Consider the following 26,773-nt stretch of genomic DNA (forward strand, 5'->3'; position numbering starts at 1 on the left):
GGCGTCGGGTCTCGCGGCCGGTGCGGTGGGCGGGTGTCAGGACTTGGTGTTGAGGATCTCGGTGATGTCCTGGTCCACCGTGGCGGCCTCGGTGGCGGGGGTGCCTCCGGTGAGCACCCTGGTCAGATACTCCTTGATCAGGTTCTTGGCCTCGACCGCCGCCCAGTTGGGGGAGTTGGGGGTGGCGTGCCCGTTGGCGGCGCCCGCGGCCATCGCGGCCGTCGCCTCGTTGTCGCTCAGCACGCCCGCCAGGGAGACGCGGTTGGGCACGTAGCTCATCTCCTTGGCCATGTCGGTCTGGAACTTCTCGCCCGCCAGCGCCTTGACCACCTCGTACGCCGCCTCCGGGTTCTTCGAGGCCTCGGGGATGACGAGGTCGGAGCCGCCGGTGAACACCGCGCCGGGCTTGTCGGCGGTCTTGCCGGGGATGGGGAAGAACCCGAGCTTGCCCTTGAGGTCCGGGTTGGCCTTCTCGATCGCCACCGCGCCGCCCGGGGCGGAGATGAGCTGGGCGACGTCGCCCTCGGCGAAGACGTCGGCCTGCGGCGGCCTGGCCTCGTCGGAGTCCTTGGGGCCCTTGCCCAGCGCCTGGAGCTTCCGGTAGAACTCGACCCCGGCCAGCGCCTGGGGGGTGCCGAGGCCGCCCTTCCAGGTGCCGCCCTCGTTGACCGCGAGGTCGCCGCCCTCGTCCCAGATGAACCCCGCGAGGGTGTACCAGTTCTGGCCGGGCAGGTAGATGCCCTGGTCGCCGCCCTTGTTGAGCTTGGCCGTGACCTCCAGCCACTCGTCCCTGGTCTTGGGCGGAGAGGTGATCGAGGCCTTGGCGAACAGGTCCTTGTTGTAGATGACCACCCGGTTCGCGGCGTACCACGGGATGCCGTACTGGCGTCCGTCGATCTTGCCCGGCTCCGCGAGGCCGGGCAGCCAGTCGCCGCCGCCCAGGTCGGTGACCTTGTCGGTGAGGTCCTTCACCCCGCCGCTGGCGGCGTACTCGGCGACCTGGGTGTTTCCGACCTCGATGACGTCAGGGGCGTCGTTGCTGGCCAGGGCGCTGGTGACCTTCTGGCCGATGCCGTCCCACTCCTGGATCTGGATGTCGAGGGCGACGCCGGGGTGGGCCGCCCGGTAGTCGGTGCGGAAGCGGTCGAGCAGGGCGTCGGAGAAGCTGTCGCGCATCACCCACACGGTCAGGTTCGTGGTGCCCTGCCCGGTACCGGCCGAGCCGGGCGAGTCCGCGGAGGGGGACGGCTCGGAGGAGCCGCATGCGGTGAGGCCTGCGGCGAGTGTCAACGCTGCCGCGGTGGCGCGGAGGCGGTACCCCATCGGTACTCCCAGAGGTCAGATATTGGTAAGTAATTGGCCTGCTCCGCATAGGGTGGCTCTTACCACTTCTGACGTCAAGGCCTGTTTTTTCAGGGATGACAGGTAACAAATAGGTAAGATCTTGGTAAGCTGGGGCGGTGACTCTAAACATGAGGTCCGGGCTCAAGCGCGACCGGGTGCGCGACGTCCTGCTCGACTTCATCGCCGACATGAAGCCGGGCGAGGCGATCCCCTCCGAGCGGGATCTCTGCAAGGAGCTCGGGGTCTCCCGGCCCACCGTGCGCGCGGCGATCGACGACCTGGTCATGTCGGGGCTGCTCGTCCGCGAGCACGGGCGCGGCACGTTCACCGGGCCGCACCGGGTCACCCAGGCGCTGGCCTCGACCACGGGCAACTCGTTCTACGCGCCGCCGGCCGAGGGCAACTGGCTCAGCCGGATCCTGGAGTTCGGCTCCACCCCCGCGGGCGCCCGGCTCGCCACCCGGCTCCAGCTCTCTCCCGCCGACCCCGTCCTGAGGGTCGTGCGGCTGCGCGTCGTCGACGACGAGCCCATGGCGATCGAGCGCATCCACCTGCCGTACGCCCTGGTCGAGGGCCTGGTCCCGGCCGACATGGAGTCGGGCTCGTTCTACCGGCTGCTGCGGGAACGTTTCAACGTCGACGTCCGCACCGCCGTGCAGACGATAGAGCCCACCGTCACCGACGAGACCGAGGCCGAGCTCCTCCACGTCCCCCAGCACGCCCCGGCCCTGCTCTTCGAGCGCACCACCCGCGACGTCGGCGGCCGGATCGTCGAGTTCACCCGCTCGATCTACCGTGGCGACCGCTACCGGGTGACCTCGGAGCTGTCCTTCAACGCCGACTCGGGCTGATTCCCCCCTGGTCCCGGCGGACCTCGGCGGACCTCGGGGCCCGCCCCGGCCGCCTCTCCTCGGAGGAGCCCGCCGGGCCGGGCATGAGCCCCGGCCCCTCCCTCATTTGATCGCGGCCAGGTCCACGACGTACATCTTCTCCCCGAGCTGATAGGTGATCAGCCGGTCGAAGCCGATGTCGGGGATGCGCACACCTCCCGCCTTGTCATTTTTTATGCCCAGATCAGCGGACGTACCGGTGAGCAGGTCGTAGAGGAAGATTCCACCCTCCATGGGCATCCTCATGTAGAACCGCTCCAGGCCGGAATTGATCACCCGGACATCGAAAGGCACCGTCCGCTCCCCGGAACCGTCACGGTCGCGGACGAAGTTGCGTGGGTCGGATCCCTTGGGCGCGCTCTGGCCGGAACACCGGTTGACGCCGCAGAAGACGAAGTTCTCGTCGGGCTTGACCACGGCGCCGCGCCGCTCCCCCGTCTCGACGTTGAACAGCTCGCCGAAGCTGACCTGCCTGTCCACGTCGCCCTGCTTGTCCGGGTTGGTGTGGCGGCCGACCCAGGGCCACCGCAGGAGGAACCGTCCCTCGGTCCCCGGCACCGCCCGCGGCTCGCCGCCGCGCAGCGGCACCCGGTACACCCCGGCGCCGTCGCGGGTGAAGACCACCTCGGAGCCCACCACTTCCAATGCCCGGATGTGGCGGCTCTTTCTCGTGACGTCCAGGGAAACGTCGGTCACCTTCCGGGGACTGCCGCCGCCGACGGGCACCGTCCAGATCCGCACGACCCGCTGCCGGCCCGGCTCCTTGTACAACGTCCACCAGACGATGTTTCCACCGCCCGCGGCGACGTGATGGGAAGGGGACGTCGAATTCCCGGCCGGGATCTCGGCGATCCGCCGGGGCCTGCCGCTCTCCAGGTCATAGCTCCACAGGAACTGCCTCCTTCCGTCGCCCTTCGCCGTCTTGACGAGCAGCGTACGGTCGTCGAGAAGCAGCTGCGGGTAATGGGCGCGGCCGTCGGGCAGCTTGGCGGGGATCTTGTGCAGGGCGCGCGGCCACACCTTCTCGATGGGCGGTGGCTTCTCCCCCGGTACCGGGGTCGGCCGCGGCGTCGGTTCCTGCGCGCCCGTGGCGTTCACCTCGGGCTGCCGCGCGGTCGGCGAGTCCAGGATCCGCACCGCCGTACCCGCACCGCCGGCCACCACGACCACGGCCGCCGCCGCGAGCAGCGCGGCGGGCGCCCGCCGGGGGCGGCGGCGCGCCCTGACCGCCGCGGACAGCCCGGCCCGCGCCCGCTCGGGCACCTGGTCCGCCGCTCCGGCCAGGACGCGGATCAGCTTGTCTTCGATGTCGGTCATCGCGTGCTCCCGTGGGCCGCCGGTGAGGTGGAGAGGGAGGACCGCAACTTGTCCAGGCCGCGGGAGGCCTGGCTGCGCACGGTCCCCTGGGAGATGCGGAGCACCTCGGCGATCTCGGCGTCGGCCAGCTGCTCGTAGTAGCGGAGCACCAGCACGGCGCGCTGTCTGCGGGGCAGCGCGGCCAGTTCCCGCCAGAGTCCCTGGTCCTCGTCGGAGGGGAAGACCGCTTCCCAGGTTCGCTCGGGCGGCTGCCCGGTGAGATGCTCGCGCCTGCGCCGCCGCCAGATGCTGACGTGCAGCCGCGCCATCGTCGTCCGGGCGTAACCGTGCGCGTCGGTCTTGTGCCGCACCCTCGGCCAGGCGTCCCGCAACCGGGTCAGCGCCTCCTGCGCGAGATCGGCGGCGTCGTGCGGGTTGCCGGTCAGGACGTACGCGTAGCGGAGCAGCGCCTCACCCCGTTCGGTCACGAAGTCCTCGAAACCGGGTTCTTCGTCCACATGCCGTCCCTTCTCCATCGTCATGGCCTAGACGCCGAAGAACCCGGAAACGTTGCACCGCGCCGCCGATGTGTGCAGGCCGCGCTGGATGTCGGCGGGCGGCTCGGCTACGTTCGTTCAGATGACGACCATCTCGGGCGCCCCGCCCCGATGACATCCCTCGACGACCTGGTGGTCCGGGCGCGCTCCCTCGTACGGGACGGGCACCGCGCGGTGCTCGGCGTCACCGGAGGCCCGGGGGCGGGCAAGACCACCCTCGCCGAACACCTGGTCCGCCTGCTGCGGCCGGTGCCTCCCGAGGGGCTGCCGGAGCGGGAGTGGGTGGCGTACGTGCCGATGGACGGCTTCCACCTCGCCGACGTCGAGCTCGACCGGCTCGGGCGCCGCGACCGCAAGGGCGCCCCGGACACCTTCGACGCCGCCGGGTACGCGGCCCTCCTCCGCCGCCTGCGCGAGGACGAGGACGACGTGGTCTACGCGCCCGCGTTCGAGCGTGATCTGGAGCAGCCGATCGCGGGCAGCATCCCGGTCCTCCGGGCCGCCCGGCTCGTCGTCACCGAGGGAAACTACCTGCTGCTCGACCGGGGCGACTGGGCACGCGTGCGAGCCGGGCTGCACGAGGTCTGGTACTGCGACCTCGACCCGGACGAGCGCGTGCGCCGCCTCGTCTCCCGGCACGAGCGCTTCGGCAAGGACCCCGACGCCGCCGTGGCCTGGGCACTGGGAACCGACCAGCGCAACGCCGACCTCATCGCCACCACCCGCCTCCGCGCCGACCTCGTCGTCCCCGACGCCGTCCTGCGCTCGATCGGCGACCGCGAGACGGAGCCTGGTTGACGGGGTGACAGGTTGGCGGGTCGACGGGTTGACGAGGTCCGGCTGCCGCGAGCCGGTCGGCGCGGGCCGATCGGCGGCGACGGGCCTGCGCGGGCCGGTTGACGGAGACCGGCCGGCCCGGCGGGGCGAGCCGGCGGAGCCGGAGCGATGCGCGGGCAGGCTGTTTCGCGGACCGTGAACCCGGTCGGGCGGTCGTGGCGATACATCGCTGACCACTTTTCCGACGGGAAGGCCGGCCTTCATGCCATGGTGCCCGCGATGACCGCGCCACTCACCGCCCAGACTCGCGACTGCGACCTCATCGACGAGTCGCGGACCCGCCCGGAGGCGTTCGCGGCGCTGTTCGACCGCTACTCCGGGATGCTCTACCGATACGTCTCCCGGAGGCTGGGCCCGGAGATCGCCGAAGACCTGGTCGGCGAGACGTTCCTGGTCGCCTTCGCCCGCCGGGACCACTACGACCTGGCCCACGCCGACGCCCGGCCGTGGCTGTTCGGCATCGCCACCAGGATCGTCTCCCGGCATCACCGCACCGAGGCCGCCCGTTACCGGGCGCTGCGGCGCAGCCCCGCAGAGGACGCCGTGGAACCCCCCGCCGACCGGGTGGTCGCGCAGGTCACCGCCCGGGTGTCCCGCCCGGCGCTCGCCCGTGCGCTGGCCGGGCTCTCGTCCGGAGACCGCGACGTCCTGCTGCTGGTCGCCTGGAGCGACCTGTCGTACGTGGAGGTCGCCCGGGCGCTGGACATCCCGATCGGCACCGTGCGGTCCCGCCTGAACAGGGCCAGGCGGAAGGTACGCGCGGAGTTCGGCGACAGCAACCCGATGCACGAGGAGGAGTGACCATGGACGATCTGACGATGCTCCGCGACCTCGGCCGCGAGCTGGAGCACGAACCGCCCGCCACGCTCGCACGCCAGCGTGCGCGCCTGCTCGACGCCTCGGCCGGTTCCCCCCGGGGCCTGTCCCGCGTCCCGGCCCGCTCCCGGTGGCGGCCGCCCCGCGCGATGCGCGGCTGGCCGATGCTCGCGCTGGTCGCGGTGGTCACCGCCGCCGTCGTCGTCGTTCCCGTCGTGCTCCTGAGCGGGCGCCCGCTCGTACCCGGCCCGTCCGTGCCGGTGCCGTCGGGAGAGCGCCCGTACAAGCAGGGGGAGGCACTCAACGTGCTGGTGGTCGGGATCGACGGTGAGGCGCTCAATCCCCGCCTGCGTGAAGCCGCGGGGATGCGCAGTGACACGATGATCCTGCTGCACATCTCCGCCGACCGGCGGAAGACCCGGGTGGTCAACATTCCGCGGGACTCGATCGTCCGCATTCCCGCCTGCGAGTCCCCGGACGGGACGACGCTTCCGGCCAGGAACGACATGATCAACTCGGCGTTCCACGCGGGCGGGCTGTCCTGCGCCTGGAAGACGGTCGAGTCGACCACGAGGATCCATGTCGACCACGCGATGGAGATCCATTTCTCCGGGTTCAAGGGCATGGTCGACGCGCTCGGCGGGGTGGAGGTCACGTTGCCGCGGCCGGTGGACGACCGCAAGGCGAAGCTGCGGCTGCCCGCGGGAAGGCATCTGCTCGACGGCGAGCAGGCGCTGGGTTACGTGCGGCTCCGCAACTTCGGCGACGGGACCGACCTGGAGCGGATCAAGCGCCAGCACCGGTTCATGCACGCGCTGGTCACGAAGGCGAGCGGTCTGCTGGACGAGCCCGCGAAGCTCTCCGCCTTCCTCGCCGAGGCGAAGAGGTTTCTCAGGACCGACGCCGGGCTCGACCTGGGGACGATGTACGCCATCGCCCGGAGCATGGCGAGGATCGAGCCTGGCTCGGTCACGTTCTCCACGGTTCCCACCCGCCCGCACCCCGATGATCCGAACCGTCTCGCGTGGGACCGGGCCGCCGCGGAGCGGCTCTTCGCCGGGATCAGGAAGGACGCCGGGTGAGCCGGAGGGCTTCTCGTCCTTGCGGGCCAATGGGGGCATAAGTGGATAAAAAGGGCAATTGTTCCGAATATGGCTCGGTGTGAGTTTTGATGGTCGACGTGGTTCTTCTTTCCGGAAAAAAGGCGATATCTCCGTCGGAACATCCGCACGTCATGGGAGAACCCATGTCCGTTGCCCGTTGTATCGCCACCGCCGCCCTCACCACCTTCACGGTGGTGCTCGCCGCGCCGGTCGCGTCCGCCGCTCTCATCCCACCCCGGCCCGCCGTGTCGAACGACTGCTCGCTCTTCGGGAAGGTGACCGTCAAGAAGGGGGACCGCACGGAGACCTGGACCTGGGGGCCGGGCTACCAGAGCTACCTCAGCAGCGAGAGCAGCTCACGAACGTTCACCGAGACGATGTAGGGGTCACGCGGAGTGCCGTACGCGGGCGCGGCCCACGTACGCGCCGGGGCGGATCACCGATTCCGGCCGGGTGCGCGGGAGTCCGTACCGGACGCTCACGGCTCCGGCCGGCTGCGGGGTTTCGGCCCCGTGAAGCGGGAGCCGGCTGCTCGTGGCTTCGGCCCGGTGAAGCGGGAGCCGGGGGCGGCCGGGGGCTCGAATGCCCGATTATTCTCTCAGCATTGGCCTGAACCGGTCATTTCTTGGCAGCACGCCGCCGTCCTCAGAAGACGAGCCCGCCCGCCGGCCTTAGCGTCGAACGATGGAGATCGACGTGGTGTCGCCCCGCCCGGACGAGAGGGTGGCCCTGACGCGCCGGGTCATGGCCGATCGAGCGGACGCATGAGCGACGCGGGGAACGGGCGGTACGGCACCGGCCCGTTCCCTCACAGCCGGGACGAATCCGGCCGGGACGAATCAAGCCGGAACGAATCAAGCCGGGACGAATCCGGCTGGGACGAGCTTTCCCGGGACGGGATGCCTCACGGCGAGGCGTCCCGGAGCCGGAGAGCCTGGGGCGAGTCGCCCCGGCACGTGCCGTCCCAGGGCGGGCTGTCCGGAGGGCAGGTCGTGGTGATCGCCAGGGAGCCGGTGTCCGGGAAGGTCAAGACCCGGTTGATCCCGCCCTTCACCGCCTCCGAGGCCGCCGCGCTGGCCGCCGCCGCCCTTGAGGACACGCTTCGCGCGGTCGCCCGCGTCCCGGTCGCCCGGCACGTGCTCGCGCTCGACGGCGTCCCGGGCCCCTGGCTCCCGCCCGGGTTCACGGTGCTGCCACAGCGCGGGAACGGGCCGGACGAGCGGCTCGCCGCGGCCCTCGACGACGCCCACCGGCTCCTGCCCGGCCCGGTCCTGCTCATCGGGATGGACACCCCGCAGGTCACGCCGGACATGCTGGGCTACGCCCTGTCGCTGCTCAGCGCCTACGACGCGGTGTTCGGCCCGGCGACGGACGGCGGGTTCTGGCTGCTCGGGCTGCGCGCTCCCGACCCCGCTCTCCTGCTCGGCGTCCCGATGTCGGAGCCGACCACCGGAGAGGTCCAGCTGTGGAGGCTGGGGGAGGCGGGGTTGAGCGTCGCCCTGATGCCCCGCCTCACCGACGTGGACACCGCGGCGGACGCGTTCGCGGTGGCCGCTCAGGCTCCGCGGTCCCTTTTCGCCGCCACCCTCGCCAGGATGAGCGCGCTGCGCTGAACGAGGTCCCGGCAGGGCGTACGGGAGCATGAAGGGCTACGGGAGCCCGAAGGGCGTGCGGGAGCCTAGAAGAGCGTCGGGGCGACGTCCTCGCGCGCCCGCTCCAGCTCGCCCGGCTCGAAGAGCCTGATCACGCCGTACGTGCCGTCGTACCCGGGTTCCCGGATCACCTCGCCGCGGCGCAGCCGCCCGACGGCCTCCGCGAGCTGCGGCGAGTGGGCCTCGATGTCGCCGACCGGCACGTCCTCCAGGATCCTCAGCTCGGGTCCCAGGGCGGCGGTGAGCCTGTCGAGCTCCTTGACGACCTTCTTGCTCTTCGGCCCGACGTCGAGGATCTCGCCCACGATCTCCGGCAGCGGTACGAGGTTGCGGAAGCCCGCGACGCCCTCCGGCCGGAAGCCGTCGGGCCGGTCGGCCAGCTCCTGGACCCGGTTCAGCACGCCCACCGTGAGCGGCTTCCCGCACACGGGGCAGATCCCGTCGCGCCCGCGCGTCTCCTCGGGGTCCATCCGGACGTCGCAGGCGCGGTGCCCGTCGACGTGGTACTTGCCCTCCTCGGGGAAAAACTCGGTCGTTCCCGCGTACCCGGTGCCGGTCCGGAGCGCTCGCAGGACGGCGAAGTAGTCGAGGTCGGTCTCGAACACCGTGGTCTCGCGGCCGACCATGGGCGGCGAGTGGGCGTCGGAGTGGCTGACCAGCCGGTAGCGGTCGAGGGCGGAGACCCGCCAGTTCATCGCCGGGTCGCTGGACAGGCCGGTCTCCAGCGCGAAGATGTGCTCGGAGAGCTCGCCGTAGCACTCCTCGATCGTGTCGAACCCCGACTTCGAGCCGAAGACGCCGAACCACGGCGTCCAGACGTGGGCCGGCACCAGGTAGGCGCCCTCGCCGCTGCTCAGGGTGATGTCCAGCAGGCCGCGGGAGTCCAGGCCGAGGACGGGCCGCCCGTCCGCGCTCAGGTTGCCGATCCGTTCGAGCCTCGCGTTGAACGACGCGGCCTCGTCGAAGCCCGGCATGTAGACCAGGTGATGGATCTTCCGGGTGCGCTCGCCGCGCCGGTAGATCGTGGAGACCTCGGTGGACAGCATGAACCGCACCTGGCCGGAGGACACCCCGGCGGGCGGTGGGCCGAGGGCGTCGGCGGCGTGCTCGTCGCGCAACCGGAACAGTCCGGGCTCCGCCGGTACGAGGCTCTCGCGCAACTGCTCGAACCAGGCCGGATGTGTGAAATCGCCGGTGCCCATCAGCGCGATGCCCTTGCGCCGAGCCCACCACGCCAGATGCTCCAGGTCGCTGTCCCTGCTGCAGGCCCGGGCGTACTTGGAATGAATGTGCAGGTCAGCATGGAACCGCATTCACCACATTCTGCCACAGGCCAGAGATGAAGATCGAAAAGGGGGTGATTTCTCCCGTTCCTCTCCTCGTCGGAAGGACCCGCCGCGCACCGCGATTCCGGTCCGATGCGAGACGTGTCGCGAGACCCCGGGGAGGTCGCGGGAGCGGGACCGCCACGGTGACCTGAGCACGATCCGCCGGGCCCGGGGAAATCCCGGTGATCGTTTTTGTGTGAAAGAAAGGGACCACCGGTGATTTCGCGCCGGAAAGGGAGGCCGCCGGTGAGAATGTTCGTCTCGGCGGACCGGGCCGGCCGTTATCGTGGAGATGTCGCGCGAGCGCGGGGAGGTGCCGGGATGGCCGGGCATGAATGGGGTCCCGATCCAAGTGGTGAGGGCGAATCCACGGGGCGTCGAATTGCCAGGGCGCGTAAACGCAGGGGGCTCACCCAAATCGGCCTGGCGGCAAAGGCGAATGTTTCTCGCAGCTTGATCGCGCAGGTCGAGGCGGGCCACAAACGGGCCACCCCGTCGCTTGTCGCGGCCGTGGCGAGAGCGTGCGCGGTCGATGCCGCCGAGATCGTCGGACGGCTCCACGGAGGGCAGGAGCGGGGAGGCGGCAGGCGCGCCGAGGCGGTGCACGCGGCGATGCCCTCCATCAGGCGCGCCCTGGCCTACGCCGACGTCTCCCCCGAGCTGGGGGTTCCGCCCAGGTCGCTCGACGCGCTGGCCGCGGAGCTGGTCAAGCTCCAGAGACTGCAGGGGGCCGCCGCGCACGTCCGTCTCGGTGCCCGCCTGCCCGCGGCCATCGAGGAGCTGACGATCCACGCGGTCGAGTCGGACGTTCCGAGGGCGTGGCGCCTGTTGAACCACGCGTACGCCATAGCGGTGTCCCTGGCCCGGAGGCTGGGCTACGGCGACCTGGCGCAGGTCGCCGTCGAGCGGGCCGCGATCGCCGCTCCGCGCGCCGACGACCCGCACCTGCGGCACCTGGTCTCGCTGTCGCGCGCGTTGTTGCTGCTCACCCTGGGGTCCGAGGACATCGCGTTGACCATGGTGAGGCGGGCGGCGGGTGAGGTGGACCGGTCGGACCCGGCGGGGCTGCAGGTCTACGGCTCCCTCCAGCTGCGCGCGGCCGTCTCCGCCGCGCGGCTGGGGTACGGGGCGGACGCCTGGGAGCACCACGGCCTCGCGGCGGAGACGGCGGCACGGATCGACGCGCTGTCGCGGCCCGATCCGTACGGGCTGCAGGTGAATCCCGTCAACGCGATGATCCACGGGTGCGCGGTGGCGACGGAGCTCGGTGACTACGACACGGCGGTCCGCCTGGACTCGGGGTTCACGCTCCCACCCAGGCTCTACGCCGAGCGCAGGGCGCATCACGAGATCGACATGTCCAGGACGCACCTGTTGCTCAAGGAACACGACAAAGCGCTCAGGCGAGTGCTCAACGCCGAGCGAATCGCCCCGCAGATGGCACGATTCCACCCTACGGCCAGAGAGTCCGTCAGGCAGTTGGGCACCTATTACCGGACCGTCCCCGAACAGCTGCGCGGTCTGGAAAGTCGAATGGCCTTCTAGTCTTATCCGGAGATTTGTTCACGGGAAATCGTGAACACTGACGATGACGATTCTTCATAAGGTCGTCGTGATGGTGAGAACCGCGACCCTCGCCATCCGAGTCCGGTGATTCCGACCTTGGAGGATGGGTGACACGGCGTGCGGTGCGGGCTGAATCCCGGGGCATGGTCGACGAGGCGACGGCGGCACGCCATGACAGGGCGCTGGCGGTCGTGCAGCGACTGCTGATCGAGAGGGGCATCCGCGCCCACCGCCACCACACGATCAGCCTGGGGTTCTTCGGCACCCGCCCGGGTGCTCCCAGCCTGCCCGGACGGCCAGGCTTCCGCTCGCGGACGGAGCGGCACCCGCCCGAGCTGACCGTGATCGCTCAGGGGCGGCGCGCCGCCACGGTGACCATAGGTCCGCGCTCCGGCTGCTACCTGGTGTCCGTCCGCAGCGGCCCCAACCTCCACGCCGTCAGGCGGGAGCAGCCCCACAGGGTCGTGGAGCTGATCGTCACCGACCGGCTGGGCGAGGGGTCGTGATCGTCGGGGTCGCCCGTCGGTTCCGAGGGTGTTCCCCGGTTCCGGGGGCGCTCCGTGCCCGGGACCGAGGACCGGCGGGGCCGTGCCGGGCGGCGCGGGGGACGAGCGGTCAGGAAAGGCAGCCGACGTGCGCGAGGGCCTGCTTCAGCAGGACACCCTGCCCGCCGAGCATCTCCTGCTGCACCAGCGGCGACGAGGCCTCCTCGGGGGTGAACCAGACGAGGTCGAGGGCGTCCTGCCGGGGACGGCAGTCACCCGCGACCGGCACGACGTAGGCCAGGGACACCGCGTGCTGCCGGGGATCGTGGTACGGCGTGATCCCCTGGGTCGGGAAGTACTCGGCGATGGTGAACGGCTGCGGAGAGGCGGGGACGCGGGGCAGCGCCGTCGGGCCGAGATCCTTCTCCAGGTGGCGCATGAGCGCGTCGCGGACGCGCTCGTGGTGCAGCACGCGGCCGGAGACGAGGGCGCGGCTGACGGCTCCGTCCGCTCCGATGCGCAGCAGCAGGCCGACACGCGTGACCGTCCCCGTTTCGTCGACCCGTACCGGCACGGCGTCGACATAGAGAATGGGCATCCGCGCGCGGGCCGATTCCAGTTCTTCGGGAGCGAGCCAGCCGGGCGTGGTTTCGGTCATTTCGGTCATTGACCGATCGTACGTCGCGGTCGGCTCGGAAACGCGTTCCCTTCCCGCGACCCGCCCGCCGAAAGGGCCCCGGCACCTCCGGATCCGCTCATCGGTCGGCGATACCGGGTTCGTGGGCACGGGAAGGACATCGGCCGCCGCCCGGCCAGGCCCGCGCGGGGGCCTCGGCGCGTTCGGCCACCTCGGTCGTCCCGCACGGGTTCGGATCCCGAAGCGCACGCGTGCCACCCGGAGGGGCTCGGGGGTCGATCACGGAGCGCACGCATGCCCCCCGGCGGGGCTCGGAGGTCAGCTCACGGAGCGCACGCATGCCCATCGGCGGGGTTCGGAGGTCAGAAGAGCCGCGAGAGCCACTCGGCCTGCTCGCGTTGCAGGAAGGCCTCGCCTCCCTCGTGGTCGTTCCACTCGTAGGCGATCATCTTCTTCCGGCCGCCGTAGCGGTTGAAGCTCGCGTAGCCACCCGAGGGCGGACAGGTCTCGTCGCGCAACGCCACGCTGAACAGCGCCGGGCAGGTCGCCCGGGGCGAGAGGACCGCGAGGTCGAAGTACGCGGTCATGGCCAGGGCGGCGCCGGCCTCGGCGCGATGGGTGCGGCACCACTTCACCAGCTCGGCGTAGGGGCCCTGCGTGGCGATGTGAGCCGAACGCCGGATGTCGCAGAGGAACGGGACGTTGGGCATCGTGCCCGCGACCGTCGGGTGCAGGGCGGCGGCGGCGAGTGCCAGCGCGCCCCCCTGGCTGGTGCCGGTCGTCACGAGCCGCGTCCGGTCGGCGAAGGGAAGCAGCGCGGCGGCGTCCACCGCGCGGACCGCGTCGGTGAAGAGACGGCGATAGTAGTAGGAGTCGCGGTCCGGCAGCCCGTCGGTCAGGAACCCCGGGACGCGCGGACGCCCCGAACCGCCCGTGTCGGGGGTGTCTCCCGTACGCCAGGCGCTGCCCTGACCGCGGGTGTCCATGATCAGATGCGGGTGGCCGACCGCGGACCAGTAGAGCCACTCGTGGGGGAGGCCCCGGCCGCCTCCGTAGCCGATGTACTCGATGACGGTCGCTCGCGTGCCGTCGGCGTCCTTCGGCACGAGATACCACGCGTGGATCGGCTGGCCGCCGAATCCCGCGAAGGTCACGTCGTAGACCGTCACGGACCGCAGGGGAGTGTCCTCGACCGGCTCCGCCGTCACGTTCAACGGGTGGCCGGCGGCCTCGTCCAGGGTTTTCCGCCAGAACTCGTCGAGGTCTTCCGGTGTGTGCAGGTTCGGCAGGTAGTCGGCTACGTCGTCCAGGGGTAGCTCCCAGCCCATGGGTCGCCCTCCGTCTTCTTCTCGGGATGTCGCCCGGACAGGATCGAGGCGGCCGCTGTGACGCCCTCGGCCCGGTCCTCACACTCCACCGGCGGAACCGTAACGGTTTCGAGATGGAGCGCCGCCGAGAGACCGGCCGGCCCCGCGCCGAGAACGATCACCGGGGGGTCGGGCATGCGTTCATGATGGCAGTCGCGACGTCACCCGTCACGCCCGGCCCGGCCGTTCACGGGAGTCCCAGGATTCCCCGGCCGTCGACCGTCCCTCACCGCGCTTCCCCACCCGCCCGAGCCGGTCGGGAGGGGACGCGGCCCGGAAAACACCTCTCGCCGGGGTGTCCGCTCGCATGAGCGGGGCGGACATGTTCACGCCACGGATCACCGGGCGAGGCGGCGGCCCGCCCCCGGGTGCCCCGGTCAGGTCTCCGAGGCCCGTTTGAGCAGCCCGGCCTCGTAGGCCGCGGCCACCGCGGCGGCCCGGTCCTTCACCCCGAGCTTGGCGAAGACGTGCAGCAGGTGCGTCTTGACCGTCGCCTCGGTGATGAACAGCTTCGCGGCGACCTCGCGATTGGTGGCGCCGCGAGCGATCAGCCCGAGCACTTCGAGCTCCCGCCGGCTCAGCGTCTGCTGCTCGGGCACGCGTACCTTCCGCGTGAGCAGCCCGGCCACGGCGGGGGACAGCACCGTCTCGCCGCGGGCGGCCGCCTGCGCGGCGCGGAGCAGCTCCGCGCGCGGGGTGTCCTTGAGCAGGTAGCCGGTGGCGCCCTGCTCGATGGCGGGCAGCACGTCCGCGTCGTTGTCGAACGTGGTCAGGATCAGGACGTTGATGCCCGGCTTCTGCTCGCGCAGCCGGCGGATCAGCTCGGTGCCGCTCATCTTCGGCATCCGCAGGTCCATGAGCACGAGGTCGGGGTCGGTCAGGCGCGCCAGGACAAGGGCCTCCGGCCCGTCGGCCGCCTCGCCGACGACCTCGAAGGCCTCGGCGGTGGAGAAGATCTCGCGCAGTCCGTCGCGGACGACGGGATGATCGTCCACGACGATGATACGAATCGGCATGCTCACGCGTTTCCAGGGTCGGCGGTGATGGCGGGCACCGTGGCGGAGACGCCCGTTCCCTGCCCGGGAGCGGTCTCGATCTCGAAGTCTCCGGCCAGCCGGGTGACCCGTTGGCGCATCGCGATGAGCCCGAATCCGCCCGCGATCGACGGTTCCACCGTCCGCGGGTCGAACCCGGATCCGTCGTCGCGTACGTCGAGCACCACCACATCCTCCATGTAGGACAGGGTGACGGCGACCCTGCTGGCGGAGGCGTGCTTGCCGACGTTGGCCAGGGCCTCCTGGGCCACCCGCAGCAGGGTCATCTCCACCTCGGTGTGCAGCGGCCTGGCCTCGCCGGTGACCGACACCGGAACCGGCACGCCGGACGTCCGCGACCACGCGGCCGCGACGTCCTCGAGGGCGGTCGCGAGCTGGGCCTCCTCCAGCGGAGCGGGGCGCATCGCCAGAACCGACCGGCGGGCCTCGTTGAGGCTCTCCCTGGCCAGCGTGCGCACGGTGTTCAGTCTGGAGCGGGCGGCGGGGGCGTCGTCGATGACGTTCTCGGCGACTTCGAGCTGGGTGAGGATGGCGGCCAGCCCCTGGGCGATCGTGTCGTGGATCTCCCTCGCCATCCGCTGGCGCTCGCTGAGCACGCCCGCCTCGCGGGCCCGGGTCAGCAGCTGCGACTGCAGGTTCGAATTCTCCTCCGCCATCGCGGCCAGCCTGGTGCCGGTGGCCTCCAGCTGCTCGATCATCTCCTTGCGCTGCCGGTTCTGCTTGGAGATGGTCTGGACGAACAGGCCGACGGTCGAGGCGACCAGGACGGTGACCAGGAAGGAGAAGATCAGCTCGTCCGGCGGCCGGGGATCGGGGCGGACACCGATCAGCACGGCGGCCGTGGCGGCGACCCCCAGGTAGGCCGTCCAGCCGCGCAGCAGGGTGAAGGCCTGGATGAACGCGCCCGGGCCGGCCACCGCGAACAGCGAGTCGAGCCTGATCAGCACCGCGACGAGGGCGAGCATCACGACGAAGTAGACGATCGCCACCGCCGGCCGCTCGATCCGGGCGAATCGCGAGGAGACCATGAACCACTGCCAGGCGCAGGTCACCGCCGCCAGGGCCAGTACCTCCGGCCTCCACTCCTCCAGCAGGGCGAAGACCGTCGGGAGCAGGAGGAAGAGGTACGAGAGGGTGGGCCAGGCGCGCTCCCACCGCGAGACGTCGAACTCGGTCCACCTCACCAGCGGAACGCCTTCAGCGCGACCCCGCCGGCGACGATGAAGATCGCTGCCATGACGGCGAGGGTGAGCGGGGAGGCGGGGTGGCCTTCCCACCCGGCCCGGACGGCCTGGACGGCGGGGGCCATGGGGGTGAGGTCACCGATGGAGCGCATCGACTCCGGCAGTGTCTCGCGGGCGCTCATGGCACCGGAGACGAAGACCATGGGGAAGAAGACGGCCAGGCCGATCACCGTGGCGGCGCGGCCGCTGGGCACCAGGGCGCCGATGAGCAACCCTATGGAACCGAGGCTGAGGGCGCCGAGGACCCAGGCGAGGACGACGCCGGCGGGGTCGGCCGGCCCGCCCATGCCGTAGGCGGCCAGGCCGATGACGGCGAGCAGAGCGGTGCCGAGCACGGCCAGCAGCATGTGCGCGACCCACTGGGCGCCGAAGATCATGGTGGGGGAGGCCGGTGTGGCGCGCAGCCGTTTGAGCACCCGGCGTTCGCGGTACTGGGCCAGCGTCGCCGGGAGGATGACCAGGGAGGCCAGGCCGATGACGAAGACGCTGAGCATGGGGACGACGGCGTCGATGATGGGCAGCCCGCTGGGCAGCGTGCCGCCGTTGCGCATCTTCACCCACAGGATGACCGCGGGGAAGGCGAGCGCGAAGAAGGCGGACATCGGGTCGCGCATGGCCAGTTTGAGTTCGATCGCGATGACGTTGCCGAGACCTCTCATCACACGGTCCTCTCGATGAGTGCGAAGTAGGCGTCGTCGAGGGAGCCGGATCGGCCCCTCCTGAGGAGCTCGCCGGAGGTCCCCTGGTGCACGACACGTCCCTGGTCGATGACCGCGATGCGGTCGCAGAGGGCCTCCACCTCGTCCATGAAGTGGGTGACCAGCACGACGGTGACGCCGCGGTCGCGCATGTCGCGGATCAGGCTCCAGGTCAGCCGTCGGGCGGCGGGGTCCAGGCCGGTGGTCAGCTCGTCGAGGAAGACGATCTCGGGGTTGCCGACGAGGGCCAGCGCGATGAACAGGCGCTGCTTCCAGCCGCCGGACAGGCCCGCGAAGCGGGTGCCCCTCTTCTCGGCCAGCCCCCATTCCTCCATCAGGGCGCGCCAGTCGGCGGGGCTGTCGTAGAGGGAGGCGTACATCCGGAGCGCCTCGCCGACCTTGATGGCGTCGGGCAGGGCGGCTTCCTGCAGCTGGGTGCCGACGCACTGGAGCAGCTCACGCCGGTGGGTCCGCGGGTCCATGCCGAGCACGCGCAGGGTGCCGCCGTCGGGCGTGCGCAGCCCGGACGCGCACTCCACCACGGTGGTCTTGCCCGCCCCGTTGGGGCCGAGGATGCCGAAGATCTCACCTCGCTCGACCGCCAGGGTGACGCCGTCCAGCGCCTTGTACTTCCGGTAGCTCTTCCGCAGGTCTTTGATCTCGATGACTGCCATGTGTCGAGAATCCCCGCTCCGCCGGATCTCCGTAATCCACCGAACGGTTGATGGGGCCGACGTCCTGCCCGGGGCCCTCCCCGTGGAGCCGGCGGCCCGGGCCGCCGACCGGGTACGGATCGCCGTGGCGGTGCCGAGGAGAAGCGCCCGTCGCCGCCACCGGCGCTCCCGGGGCGGTCGGTGCCGGAGCTCCGCGGGCGAGGGGGCGTCCATGCGATGGACCCTGACCCGCACCGCCGCGACGCCTCCGCTCGAACGGGGACGGACGTCCGGGACGTCCTTTGGCTAGTAGCTGCGCCCGCCGAGAGTGATCGTTTCCTTGCGCCGCCCCGTGATGTGCAGCGCCGAGCCGGCCAGGTAGCCGCGGTCCTCCGTGGGGCACCAGCCTCCGGCGGGAAGGGGCGCCTGCCCGTGGTAGCCGCGCGTCACCGGCTCGCCCCTGACCTCGATGTCGCCGACGACCCTCTCGCCCACCTCGACGCCGTCCCTGACGATCCGCACCTCGACGCCGGGCACGGGTACACCGCAACTCACGACGCCGCGCGCCGCGAGGGCGCCCCGGTCGGCGGGCTTGGCCCACCCCTCGTCGTCGAGCAGGTCGCGATCGACCCAGTCGATCCGGGCCCCCTGCCCGACGGGGGTGAAGGTGACCGCGAGGGTGGCCTCGGCCAGGCCGTAGCACGGGGTCATGGCGCGGGGGTCGAGCCCGGCGGGCGCGAAGCGCTCCTGGAAGGCGTCGATCAGCTCGGGGGGGATCGGCTTGGCGCCGTTGAGCATCACCCGCACCGAGGACAGGTCGAAGCCGGGCACGTCCTCGGGGGGGACGGAGTCGAGCAGGTGGTCGTAGCCGAAGGCAGGGCCCAGGTAGACGGTGGCGCGCAGGTCGCAGAACCAGCGCAGCCAGTCGTCCGGCCGCCTGATGAAGTCCTGCGGCGTGGACACGTGGACCGAGATGCCGCCGCCGACCGCCGCCAGCGTGGGGAACAGCCCCATGTCGTGGGAGAGCGGCAGCCAGTGGCAGGTCACGTCGCCGGCTCGCGCGTCGACCCCGCACTGGATGGCGCGCAGGCCGGCCAGCACGTTGCGATGGGTCAGCGCGACGCCGCGGGGCGCCGAGGTGCTGCCGGAGGTGTACTGGATCAGCGCGAGGTCGTCGCCCCCGGCCTGCGGCGGCTCCAGGACTCCGCCGCTGCCGTCGCCGCTGTCGCTGTCGCCGAACGCGTGGGCGTACGGGCCGACGAGCCGGGAGAGCGGCACGACCCGCAGGCGGGGCATCAGCTCGGCGAGAGGCTCGGCGTAGGGGTCGTCGATGACGGCGAACCGCGCGCCGCTGTCGACCAGCACGTGCCGCATCCGGGACAGGAACGCCTTGGTGAACCCGGTGGAGACGGCGAGGGGGACCATCACCGCGCCCGCGAGCGCGACGGCGCCGGTGACCCGGAGGAAGTTCACCGGCGACCGCAGGAGAACGGCCACCGGCGTGGCGGGCCTCACACCGAGGGATCGCAGCCGCCCGGCCGCGAAGCGGCCGTCGCGGACCAGCTCGTGGAAGGTCAGGCGGTCGCCGGGGAAGAAGCTGCCGACGACCTGACCGGGGTGCGCCTCCGACGCGTGGACGAACATCTCGCCCAGTGTCCGCACCCCTGCCGGGACGAGCGCGTTCATGCGACCCCCTCCTGTTCCTGCACGTTCCTGCACTCACGACGGGGACCGGCCGGAGTCAGGGCCGGGCGGGCACCGGAACCGACTCCGGGCCGCATGCCCGGTCCCGATGCCCGCCCGGCCGGCGGGTGCGCCTCGACGGGCGGCGAGGCGGAACGCCGCCGTTCGATCCCCCTACCGGGGCTCCGGGCCGCGGAGCCGTCCGGCCGGGGCGATCGCGAAACGCGGCGTCAGCGGACGCGGACCAGCTTCCACGTGCCCTCCCAGGCGGTGGAGCGCATGGTGTCCGCGTCGCTGAGGAAGGAGGCCAGCGCGTACTCGCCGGCGGGTACGCCCGGACGGATGATCGTCGACTCGCCGGGGCTCAGCGGCGCCATGCCGATCGGTCCCCTGACGTACGGCGACTCCGGCTTCTCGCCTCGCTTGAGCGCCTCGTAGTACGCGGCCAGATCGGCCTCCTTGGTGCCGGGACGGACCGCCACGACCAGCATTTCCTGCGGTTGCGACGTGTGGTTGGACACCAGGATGTGGCCGCCCTGCCGGAGGCGGGGCGGGCTCAGGTACCGGCCGACCCCGTCCTGCTCGTAGATCGTCACGACGTCGTCGGGCAGCGGGGGACGGGAGGTGCGGCGGCCGCTGCCCACCTCCAGCCGGCGGATCCTGCTCAGGAACTCCGGGTGCGCCGCGTCCTCGAAGTCGAGGAGGTAATGGGTCCCGGCCTTCAGGCGCGCGGTGAACGTGAGCTCCGAGGTGGCGCTCAGCACGGCCCCGCCGTAGGCGTGCGCCAGCGTGAACACTCCGTGCAGTCCCGCCTTGCGGGTGGCCTCGTCCGGGTTGAAGGCCATGCGGATGTGCGCGACGTACTTCTCGATCGTCACGCCCTTGCGCATCCGCAGCAGTGTCAGGTCCCGCAGGCGTTTCACTCCCGACGGCGGGGTCGACGCCTTGAACGTGACGAATCCGGCACGCGGCTTGGGCGACCCCAGCACGGTGATGCCCGTCGTCTCGTCCACGACCAGTTTCACGTCCGCCTTCGCGGCCAGGTTCGCGTCCGCCGCCGCGGGGCGGCCCGCGGCGGCGACGGTCAGGGAGGTCGCCAGGGCGAGGGGCCCGGCCCCCAGCAGGCGACGTCGGGAGATGGAGGGCATGAGGACTCCTTCGGAGCTGATCAGAGGGTGTGACGAGAGAGTCAGAGGGTGACGAGGGAGAAGGTGCTCACCACGAGGAGGGCGAAGGCGAGCGCGGTGCGCAGGAGGTGCCAGTTCCGCCACAGGGCCCGGGGGTCGTCCCAGTCATCGGGTACGGCGTTCGGGTCGACCATCTTCGCGCGACGGTTGATCGGGACGTTGCACAGGTGTGAGACCCCCTGTACGGCGAGGAGCAGGACCGTCATGGCCACGAAGAGCCAGCGCGCCGATGCCGAGGGGGCGAGGAAGATCAGCGCCACCGCCGCCACCGTGCCCGAGTTCACGATGATCGGCATGATGGGGTGGTAGCCCTCGCCGAGAGCCCTGTGCGACTCTATGTATCTCCCGGCGGGCATGCCCGCCAGCGCCGGGATCACGCTCACCGCCACGGCGAAGAAGACGCCGGCGACGATGCCGCTCTCCACCGTGACGAGAACTGCCAGAAGTTCGATCACCATATGCGTTCCCTGGATGCCGGTTGTCGACAGTGACCGGTCGTGTTGGAAGGAGCCCTCCCCCGCCGGGGGCACGCGAGGGAGGGCTCGATCCGTGGCCGTGCGCTCAGTACACGGCCACGACCTCGTAGATCCCGTAGTGCCGGTGACCTCGATCCCGATCCTGGTATTTGCGGAGCGGGGAGGTGGTGCCGCGGTGGTGGGCACCCTGCTCCCACGCTTTGAAGGTGTCGAGACTCTCCCACTCGCTGAGTACGAGGAAACTGTCGGGCTCGTCCCTGTCGCGCAGCAGCTCGTTGCGGAGCAACCCCTCGGTCGACGCCAGGTCGGCGCTGATCTCGTGGTAGGCGTTCTCGATGGCCGAGGCGTCCCCGGAGGGGGCCCGGTAGTAGATGATGACGCGGGCGGTGCCCCGGTCGCTCACGACGTGGCCCCCTTGCCCGCCAGCTGGTGGACCACGTGCATCGTCGTCATGGAGCCGCCGGTCCGGTAGGGGTGGAGCCGCTGGCGGTGCTCGACGTGCTCCGCGCTCCGCTCGAACTCCCTGAACGACGGCTCGTCGGTCCAGTCGCTGACGATGTAGTAGACGCTGTCCTCGTCGGCGCTGCGCAGCAGCCACTGGCTGAGGTTGGCGGGCTGGGAGGTGATCACGTCGCCCACGCTGAGCCAGGTCTCCTCGAACTCCTTCTCCCGGCCCGCGATGATCTGCAGCTTCAGCATGATGCGGAATGCCTGGTTCCGCGGCATCAGATCCCTCCGTCCACGTTGATGGTCTCTCCGTGCACGTAGCCGGACAGGTCGCTGGCCAGGAACAGCACGACCCTGGCGATGTCCACCGGACGGCCGAACTTGCCCATCGAGATGATGCTGCGGTAGCGCTGCTCGTACACCTTGCGCTCCTCGTCGGAGAGCTTGGCGGCCGCCTCGGTCTCGATCAGGCCGGGCGCGATCACGTTGCACCGGATGCCGCGCGGGCCGAGCTCCTTGGCGAGCGACCGGTTCAACCCGATCAGGCCCGCCTTGGCGGCGGTGTAGTGCGCGCGCTGCGGGATGCCGACGGACGCCACCCGCGATCCGATCATGACCAGCGACGACCCGGCGGACAGCAGGGGCAGGGCCAGGTGGGCCAGCAGGTAGCCCGCGGTGAGGTTGGTGTCGAGCACCTTCCGCCACTCGTCCAGCCCCAGCTTGTCGAACGGCACGTGGCTGATGGTCCCCGCGTTGTGGACGAGCAGGTCGAGGGAGCCGTCGAACTCCCTCCTGCACTCGTCGATCAGGTGCCGGACCTCCTCCTCGACGGAGACGTCCGCCTTGACGAGCAGGAACGGGGTGCCGATCTCCTTCAGTTCGAGGGCCAGGCTCTCCACGGCCTCGCCCTCGTTGCGGTAACAGGTGACGACGTGCACGCCGGCCCTGGCCAGGGCCAGCACGATGCCCTTGCCGATGCCCCGGGAACCGCCGGTCACCAGTGCGGTCTTGCCTCTCAGTTCCAGATCCACGATGCTCTCCTCGCTACTTGGGCCGGCAGACGAAGGCGACCCACGGTGAACGGTCGGGCGACGGCGGCTCGCCGTCGATCTCGAAGCCGCCCTCGCTGATCACGTGCAGCCAGTCCTCCAGGGCACGGTCGCGACCGCCGGTGTGGACGAGCATGTCGAGGCAGAGGAGCTTGCCGTAGTCGAAGGCGTTGAGCTTCCCGGTGAGCAGCTTGTCCAGGATGAACACGCGAGCCTCCGGCCGGTCGCCGATCGCGTCCCGTACCTGGCGCAGGAGCGCGATGGCGTCCTCGTCGCGCCACTCGTGCAGGACCGCCTCCATGATGTAGGCGTCGGCGTTGTCCGGGAGCCCGCCGTCGAAGAAGCTGCCGGAGACCAGCTCCGTGCGGTCGGCGACGCCGTACTCGTCGAGCAGGAGCTTGGCCTCCTCGATCACCGGTGCGCGGTCGAACAGGATGCCCTTGCTGCCGGGGGTACGCTGCAGCACCCGCGCGAGGAAGTGCCCGCGCCCGCCGCCGAGGTCGGCGATCACCGGGTACGGCGTGAAGTCGAGGTCCGAGAACAGGTCCTTCATCAGCTCGCTGCGCTGGACCATCGCCTTCTCGAAGCGCTCGGCCGCTCCCTTGTCCGCGGCCAGGTGCTCGTAGAACGGCCGGTTGTACACGTGCTCGAAGGACGGCCGTCCCGTGAGGACGGTGTGGTCGAGGTGGGCCAGCGGCTGCCAGAGGAGCTCGTCGCCCTGGAAGAGGATGAGGTCGCGCAGGCTGTCCTCGACGTCGGTGCGGAGCGTGTGGGAGACCGTGGTCAGGGCGAACTTCCCACCGGGCTGCTCCTCGAACAGGCCCACCGCCGCGGACGCCCGCAGCACCTGGAGCAGCGCGTGCGGGTCGGTCCCGGTCGCCTCGGCGATCTCGGGGGCCGTCAGGGGCCCGTCCTTGAGCGTGTCCGCCACGTTCACCTTGGCCAGGGTGTAGACCACCTGGGTGATACGTGCTCCGAAGGTCAGGTAGAGCAGCCTGTCGTGTCCGACCCACTGCTCGTACTTGCGAGTGGGGCCTACCGCGGCCCAGGTGTCATAAGCGGTCGTCATCGATCTGTCTTCCTTCCTCGGGGGCGTCGCACCGTGAGTCTGGCGACGGGATCTCGACATGGGCTCAAGAAGCGCTGGAGACGGCGACCGGGGCCGGGGCGGGAGTGGACAGACGCCACACCAGCACCGAGGTCACCAGGTAGAGCGCGATCTCGTACCAGTAGGCGGCGGCCATCGCCGGCGCCGTCTCTCCCGGCCCGCCGGCCAGGATCGCGAAGAACAGCCCGCCGAGCAGCGCGACACCGAGGGCGGTGCCGACCTGCGCGACGGTGTTGAGGAGGCCGGACGCCGCCCCGGCGGAGTGCCTGGGGACGCCGTCCAGCGCCGTGTGCAGCAGCAGCGGGCCCATCAGGCCCATCCCGACCCCTCCGACCAGCAGGCCGGGCAGGAGCCACCACGGGGACGCCCCCATGGACAGGGCCGCGTACTGCGCCGCCATGCCGCCGGACAGCAGCAGCGGGCCGGCCCGCAGCATCGTCGAGCCGAACCTGCGCTCGTACTTCACCAGCGGCCTGGAGAGCAGGATCCCCAGCGGCCAGGGCAGCGCGACGAGGCCGGAGGCCATCGCCGACATGTTCAGGCCCTGCTGGAGGTGGATCATGAGGGCCAGGAAGAAGGCGCCGACGCCGCAGTAGAGCAGCATGTTGACGACCAGGCCCAGGCGGAAGGTGCGGAAGGAGAACAGGTCGGGGGGGACCAGCGGTGCCTTTCCCGTCGCGGCGACGCGCCGCTGGTGGCCGGCGAACCCGAGGAGGATGGCCACCCCCGCGGCCACGAGCAGGGCCCTCAGGGGCCACGGCCCGAGAGAGCTCCCCTGGACCAGCGGGAGCATCAGCACGAGCAGGCCCACGCTCACCAGGCTCATGCCCGTCAGGTCCAGGTTGAGGGAGCGCTCCGCCTTGGACTCGCGGATCAGCACCATCGCGCACACGACGGTGAGCACGCCGACGGGCAGGTTGATCCAGAAGATCAGGCGCCAGGACGACCCCACGAGCAGGCCGCCGAGCAGCGGCCCGCTGACCGTGGCCAGGCTGATGATGCTGCCGTACACGCCGATGGCGACGGCCCGTTCCTGGGGTTTGAAGAGCACCTGGGCCATCGACAGCACCTGCGGCACCATGATCGCCGCCATCGCGCCCTGGAGGGCGCGTCCGGTGACGAGCAGGCCCGCGGTCGGGGCCAGCGCGCACACCAGGGAGGCGAGGGTGAAGCCGGTCACGCCGGTGACGAACACGAGGCGCCGGCCGTACAGGTCGCCGAGCCTGCCGCCCGTGACCAGCAGCACGGCGAAGGCGAGGGCGTAGGCGGCGACGACCCACTGGAGCTCGGCGTCGCTCGCGCCCAGTTCGCGCCGGATGGAGGGAAGGGCGACGCCGACGATGGTGACGTCCAGGAAGTCCATGAAGACCGCCATGGAGGCCACGATCAGGGCGAGCCATCTGCGGGAGTCGGGAGCCATCTCCGCCATGTCAGAAGGCCAGCCGCACGCTGTGGTTGCGCAGCCACGCGTTGAGCTGCAGCAGCATCTCGACGTTCGTCCTGCTCAGCCAGCCTTGCGCCAGCCCCTGTGGATCGCTGAGGAGCTTCTGCGCCGCGCCGACGTCCATCAGGGCCCTGGCCGGCGCGTCCCTGTCCTCGACCAGCTCGTTCAGCTCGTCGCGCAGCGCCTTGTCGTAGGCGGTGTCCTGCGTCACCGGGAACGGCGACTTCGGCCGCTGCAACACCGACTGGGGCACGATGTCCGCGACGGCGGAGCGCAGGAGGCTCTTCTCCCGGCCGTCGTGCGTCTGCATGGCCCAGGAGGTGTTGTAGACGTACTGGACGAGGTCGTGGTGCCAGTACGGGATGCGCACCTCGATGCCCAGGGACTGGCCGACGGCCTCGACGTGGTTGTTCTGGTTCTCGGCGAAGCGGGTCATGTTCGCGTAGCACAGCTCCCGCATCAGCCGCTCGTCCGGGCTCGCGCCCGGGAGGTGCTTGACCTCGGCCACGGCCTCGGCGAACCGGTCGCGCGCGTAGCCCGCGGGGTCGAGCCGGCCGAGCAGGCCGGGGTCGAGCAGGCCACAGCCCAGCCCGGCCGGGTGCCCGCGCAGCTGTCCGACGGCGATCCAGGGGAAGGTGCCCGACCGGGCCGTCACCGGGTCGTGCTGCCACGAGGTGCCCTGGAAGATCAGGTCCGAGCCCTCGCCCAGCAGGGTGATCCGGGAGTGCTCGCGCGCCGCGCGCGCCAGCAGGTAGGCGGAGGTGTTCATGTCCCCGAACGGGGTGGGCACCTCCTTGGCCCGCAGGACGGCCGCCCGCACGACGGGGTCGATCAGGTCGGCGGCGTCGACCACGACGTCCGTGTGCTCCGCCCCCAGGGCCGCGACCACCTCGGCCACGTAGGGGGCGTCGGGCGCCGACCTCTGGTCGTCGGGCTTGAAGCGGTCGGCGTGCCCGGCGAAGCCCACCGAGAAGGTGCGCACCGGGCCCGCGCCGCGCCGCTTCAGCTCCGTCGCGACCAGCGCGGTGACCGCGCTGGAGTCGAGCCCTCCGGAGAGCATCGTGGAGATCGGCACGTCCCCGGTGAGGTGCCAGCGGACGCTCTCCTCCAGCAGCTCGCGCACCCGCGCGACGGTCCCCTCCAGGTCGTCCTCGTGCTCGGCGGTCTCCAGGCCCCAGTAGCGGACCGACTCCACGCCGGCGCGGCCGGCCCGCAGCAGGTGGCCGCCCCTGACCTTCCGCACGTGGCGGAAGGCGGTGGTGCCCGGCGTGCCCGCGTAGGACAGCACCTCGCGCATGCCGTCGGCGTCGACGACGGGCGAGACCAGCGGGTGGGCGAGCACCGAGGTGATCGTCGAGCCGAACACCACTCCCGTGGGCAGTGCCGCGTAGAACATGGGCTGCACGCCCATGCGGTCACGCGCCAGGACGAGGGTCTGCTCGCGTTCGTCCCACACGGCCGCCGCGAAGGGGCCGATGACGTGCTCGCAGAAACCCTCGCCCCACTCCAGGTAGGCCCTGGCCAGGACCTCCCCGTCGCCTTCCGTCGTGAACCGGTGGCCGCGGGCGGTGAGTTCGCGCCGCAGTTCCCGGTGGTTGAGCACCGTTCCCGTGTGCGCGACCACCGCCAGCAGCCTGCCGTTCTCGGACACCTGGACGGGGCCGCCCCGGTCTCCGTCGAGCGTGTTGAGCGTGCGGCACCCGAGAGCGGCGTGCGCGCCCGTCCACAGGCCCTCCGCGTCGGGGCCGCGGCAGGCCAGCGTGCCCGTTGCCCAAAGTACTGTGGAGCTGTTGTCGCGCAGGTCGCGCTCGTAGTCCACCCAGCCGGTCAGTCCCGACATGTCACCCTCCC

The 26,773-nt window shown here is 71.1% G+C and carries 27 protein-coding genes; 8 read left to right on the top strand and 19 right to left on the bottom strand.

Translation table 11 applies throughout. The features are described 5' to 3' along the window. Nucleotides 1-36 precede the first annotated feature (36 nt). Complete coding sequence (locus AC5L38_RS16035) at nucleotides 37-1,323, bottom strand: extracellular solute-binding protein (protein WP_495243581.1); 1,287 nt, start codon at nucleotides 1,321-1,323, stop codon at nucleotides 37-39. A gap of 137 nt (nucleotides 1,324-1,460) precedes the next feature. Between AC5L38_RS16035 and AC5L38_RS16040 the strand changes: the two genes are divergently transcribed. Then, complete coding sequence (locus tag AC5L38_RS16040) at nucleotides 1,461-2,195, top strand: GntR family transcriptional regulator (RefSeq protein WP_495243582.1); 735 nt, start codon at nucleotides 1,461-1,463, stop codon at nucleotides 2,193-2,195. Nucleotides 2,196-2,297: 102 nt separating this feature from the next. On the opposite strand, the gene AC5L38_RS16045 is transcribed toward AC5L38_RS16040, so the two are convergent. Together AC5L38_RS16045 and AC5L38_RS16050 are read right to left on the bottom strand one after the other, a co-directional pair. Continuing rightward, on the bottom strand, nucleotides 2,298-3,551 hold the full coding sequence (locus tag AC5L38_RS16045) for a TolB family protein (RefSeq protein WP_495243583.1): 1,254 nt from the start codon (nucleotides 3,549-3,551) through the stop codon (nucleotides 2,298-2,300). Beyond that, a complete protein-coding gene (locus tag AC5L38_RS16050; RefSeq protein WP_495243584.1) occupies nucleotides 3,548-4,048 on the bottom strand; it encodes a SigE family RNA polymerase sigma factor in 501 nt (166 codons plus the stop codon). Before AC5L38_RS16050 ends, AC5L38_RS16045 begins: the two co-directional genes overlap by 4 nt. A 150-nt stretch (nucleotides 4,049-4,198) precedes the next feature. On the opposite strand from AC5L38_RS16050, the gene AC5L38_RS16055 reads away from it, so the two are divergent. The 5 genes from AC5L38_RS16055 (at nucleotide 4,199) to AC5L38_RS16075 (ending at nucleotide 8,456) form a co-directional block, all read left to right on the top strand. Continuing rightward, entirely contained in the window at nucleotides 4,199-4,885 is a 687-nt protein-coding gene (locus AC5L38_RS16055; protein WP_495243585.1) for a nucleoside/nucleotide kinase family protein, read from the top strand. Between the two features lie 258 nt (nucleotides 4,886-5,143). Further along, nucleotides 5,144-5,725, top strand: a complete 582-nt coding sequence (locus tag AC5L38_RS16060; protein WP_495243586.1) for an RNA polymerase sigma factor — start codon at nucleotides 5,144-5,146, stop codon at nucleotides 5,723-5,725. 2 nt (nucleotides 5,726-5,727) lie between these two features. Next, a complete protein-coding gene (locus AC5L38_RS16065; RefSeq protein WP_495243587.1) occupies nucleotides 5,728-6,822 on the top strand; it encodes an LCP family protein in 1,095 nt (364 codons plus the stop codon). A gap of 164 nt (nucleotides 6,823-6,986) precedes the next feature. Continuing rightward, nucleotides 6,987-7,226: a hypothetical protein gene (locus AC5L38_RS16070; protein ID WP_495243588.1), complete on the top strand. Its 240-nt coding sequence runs from the start codon at nucleotides 6,987-6,989 to the stop codon at nucleotides 7,224-7,226. A 573-nt stretch (nucleotides 7,227-7,799) separates the two neighbouring features. After that, nucleotides 7,800-8,456, top strand: a complete 657-nt coding sequence (locus AC5L38_RS16075; protein ID WP_495243589.1) for a TIGR04282 family arsenosugar biosynthesis glycosyltransferase — start codon at nucleotides 7,800-7,802, stop codon at nucleotides 8,454-8,456. 65 nt (nucleotides 8,457-8,521) lie between these two features. On the opposite strand, the gene AC5L38_RS16080 is transcribed toward AC5L38_RS16075, so the two are convergent. Further along, entirely contained in the window at nucleotides 8,522-9,808 is a 1,287-nt protein-coding gene (locus tag AC5L38_RS16080) for an endonuclease Q family protein (RefSeq protein WP_495243590.1), read from the bottom strand. A gap of 336 nt (nucleotides 9,809-10,144) precedes the next feature. On the opposite strand from AC5L38_RS16080, the gene AC5L38_RS16085 reads away from it, so the two are divergent. After that, on the top strand, nucleotides 10,145-11,368 hold the full coding sequence (locus tag AC5L38_RS16085) for a helix-turn-helix domain-containing protein (RefSeq protein WP_495243591.1): 1,224 nt from the start codon (nucleotides 10,145-10,147) through the stop codon (nucleotides 11,366-11,368). A 128-nt stretch (nucleotides 11,369-11,496) separates the two neighbouring features. Continuing rightward, on the top strand, nucleotides 11,497-11,895 hold the full coding sequence (locus AC5L38_RS16090; RefSeq protein ID WP_495243592.1) for a hypothetical protein: 399 nt from the start codon (nucleotides 11,497-11,499) through the stop codon (nucleotides 11,893-11,895). A gap of 109 nt (nucleotides 11,896-12,004) precedes the next feature. Here the strand turns inward: AC5L38_RS16090 and AC5L38_RS16095 are convergent, their stop codons facing one another. The 15 genes from AC5L38_RS16095 to asnB form a co-directional block, all read right to left on the bottom strand. Further along, nucleotides 12,005-12,541 (bottom strand): NUDIX hydrolase family protein, encoded by a 537-nt coding sequence (locus AC5L38_RS16095; protein ID WP_495243593.1) that lies wholly within the window; start codon nucleotides 12,539-12,541, stop codon nucleotides 12,005-12,007. A gap of 332 nt (nucleotides 12,542-12,873) precedes the next feature. Further along, nucleotides 12,874-13,839 (bottom strand): acetylxylan esterase, encoded by a 966-nt coding sequence (locus AC5L38_RS16100; protein WP_495243594.1) that lies wholly within the window; start codon nucleotides 13,837-13,839, stop codon nucleotides 12,874-12,876. Nucleotides 13,840-14,255: 416 nt separating this feature from the next. After that, a complete protein-coding gene (locus AC5L38_RS16105) occupies nucleotides 14,256-14,894 on the bottom strand; it encodes a response regulator (protein ID WP_495243595.1) in 639 nt (212 codons plus the stop codon). Between the two features lie 2 nt (nucleotides 14,895-14,896). Further along, nucleotides 14,897-16,117, bottom strand: a complete 1,221-nt coding sequence (locus AC5L38_RS16110; protein ID WP_495243596.1) for a sensor histidine kinase — start codon at nucleotides 16,115-16,117, stop codon at nucleotides 14,897-14,899. Continuing rightward, nucleotides 16,114-16,836, bottom strand: a complete 723-nt coding sequence (locus tag AC5L38_RS16115; RefSeq protein ID WP_495243597.1) for an ABC transporter permease — start codon at nucleotides 16,834-16,836, stop codon at nucleotides 16,114-16,116. Before AC5L38_RS16115 ends, AC5L38_RS16110 begins: the two co-directional genes overlap by 4 nt. Continuing rightward, the gene (locus AC5L38_RS16120; RefSeq protein WP_495243598.1) at nucleotides 16,836-17,549 is read right to left on the bottom strand and encodes an ABC transporter ATP-binding protein; all 714 of its coding nucleotides are present in this window, start codon (nucleotides 17,547-17,549) and stop codon (nucleotides 16,836-16,838) included. Before AC5L38_RS16120 ends, AC5L38_RS16115 begins: the two co-directional genes overlap by 1 nt. Before the next feature lie 285 nt (nucleotides 17,550-17,834). After that, the gene (locus tag AC5L38_RS16125) at nucleotides 17,835-19,214 is read right to left on the bottom strand and encodes an AMP-binding protein (RefSeq protein WP_495243599.1); all 1,380 of its coding nucleotides are present in this window, start codon (nucleotides 19,212-19,214) and stop codon (nucleotides 17,835-17,837) included. A gap of 227 nt (nucleotides 19,215-19,441) precedes the next feature. After that, complete coding sequence (locus AC5L38_RS16130; RefSeq protein ID WP_495243600.1) at nucleotides 19,442-20,359, bottom strand: hypothetical protein; 918 nt, start codon at nucleotides 20,357-20,359, stop codon at nucleotides 19,442-19,444. 41 nt (nucleotides 20,360-20,400) lie between these two features. After that, a complete protein-coding gene (locus AC5L38_RS16135; protein ID WP_495243601.1) occupies nucleotides 20,401-20,856 on the bottom strand; it encodes an anthrone oxygenase family protein in 456 nt (151 codons plus the stop codon). A 103-nt stretch (nucleotides 20,857-20,959) separates the two neighbouring features. Further along, nucleotides 20,960-21,277, bottom strand: coding sequence for an antibiotic biosynthesis monooxygenase family protein (locus tag AC5L38_RS16140; protein ID WP_495243602.1), 318 nt, complete (start codon nucleotides 21,275-21,277; stop codon nucleotides 20,960-20,962). Continuing rightward, nucleotides 21,274-21,600 (bottom strand): antibiotic biosynthesis monooxygenase family protein, encoded by a 327-nt coding sequence (locus AC5L38_RS16145; protein ID WP_495243603.1) that lies wholly within the window; start codon nucleotides 21,598-21,600, stop codon nucleotides 21,274-21,276. Before AC5L38_RS16145 ends, AC5L38_RS16140 begins: the two co-directional genes overlap by 4 nt. Then, entirely contained in the window at nucleotides 21,600-22,352 is a 753-nt protein-coding gene (locus tag AC5L38_RS16150) for an SDR family NAD(P)-dependent oxidoreductase (protein ID WP_495243604.1), read from the bottom strand. Before AC5L38_RS16150 ends, AC5L38_RS16145 begins: the two co-directional genes overlap by 1 nt. Nucleotides 22,353-22,365: 13 nt before the next feature. After that, on the bottom strand, nucleotides 22,366-23,439 hold the full coding sequence (locus tag AC5L38_RS16155; protein ID WP_495243605.1) for a methyltransferase: 1,074 nt from the start codon (nucleotides 23,437-23,439) through the stop codon (nucleotides 22,366-22,368). Between the two features lie 64 nt (nucleotides 23,440-23,503). Further along, nucleotides 23,504-24,907, bottom strand: coding sequence for an MFS transporter (locus AC5L38_RS16160; protein WP_495243606.1), 1,404 nt, complete (start codon nucleotides 24,905-24,907; stop codon nucleotides 23,504-23,506). A gap of 1 nt (nucleotide 24,908) precedes the next feature. Beyond that, a complete protein-coding gene (asnB, locus tag AC5L38_RS16165) occupies nucleotides 24,909-26,762 on the bottom strand; it encodes an asparagine synthase (glutamine-hydrolyzing) (protein WP_495243607.1) in 1,854 nt (617 codons plus the stop codon). Between the last annotated feature and the right edge of the window lie 11 nt (nucleotides 26,763-26,773).

Source organism: Streptosporangium nanhuense (genome assembly GCF_059358815.1).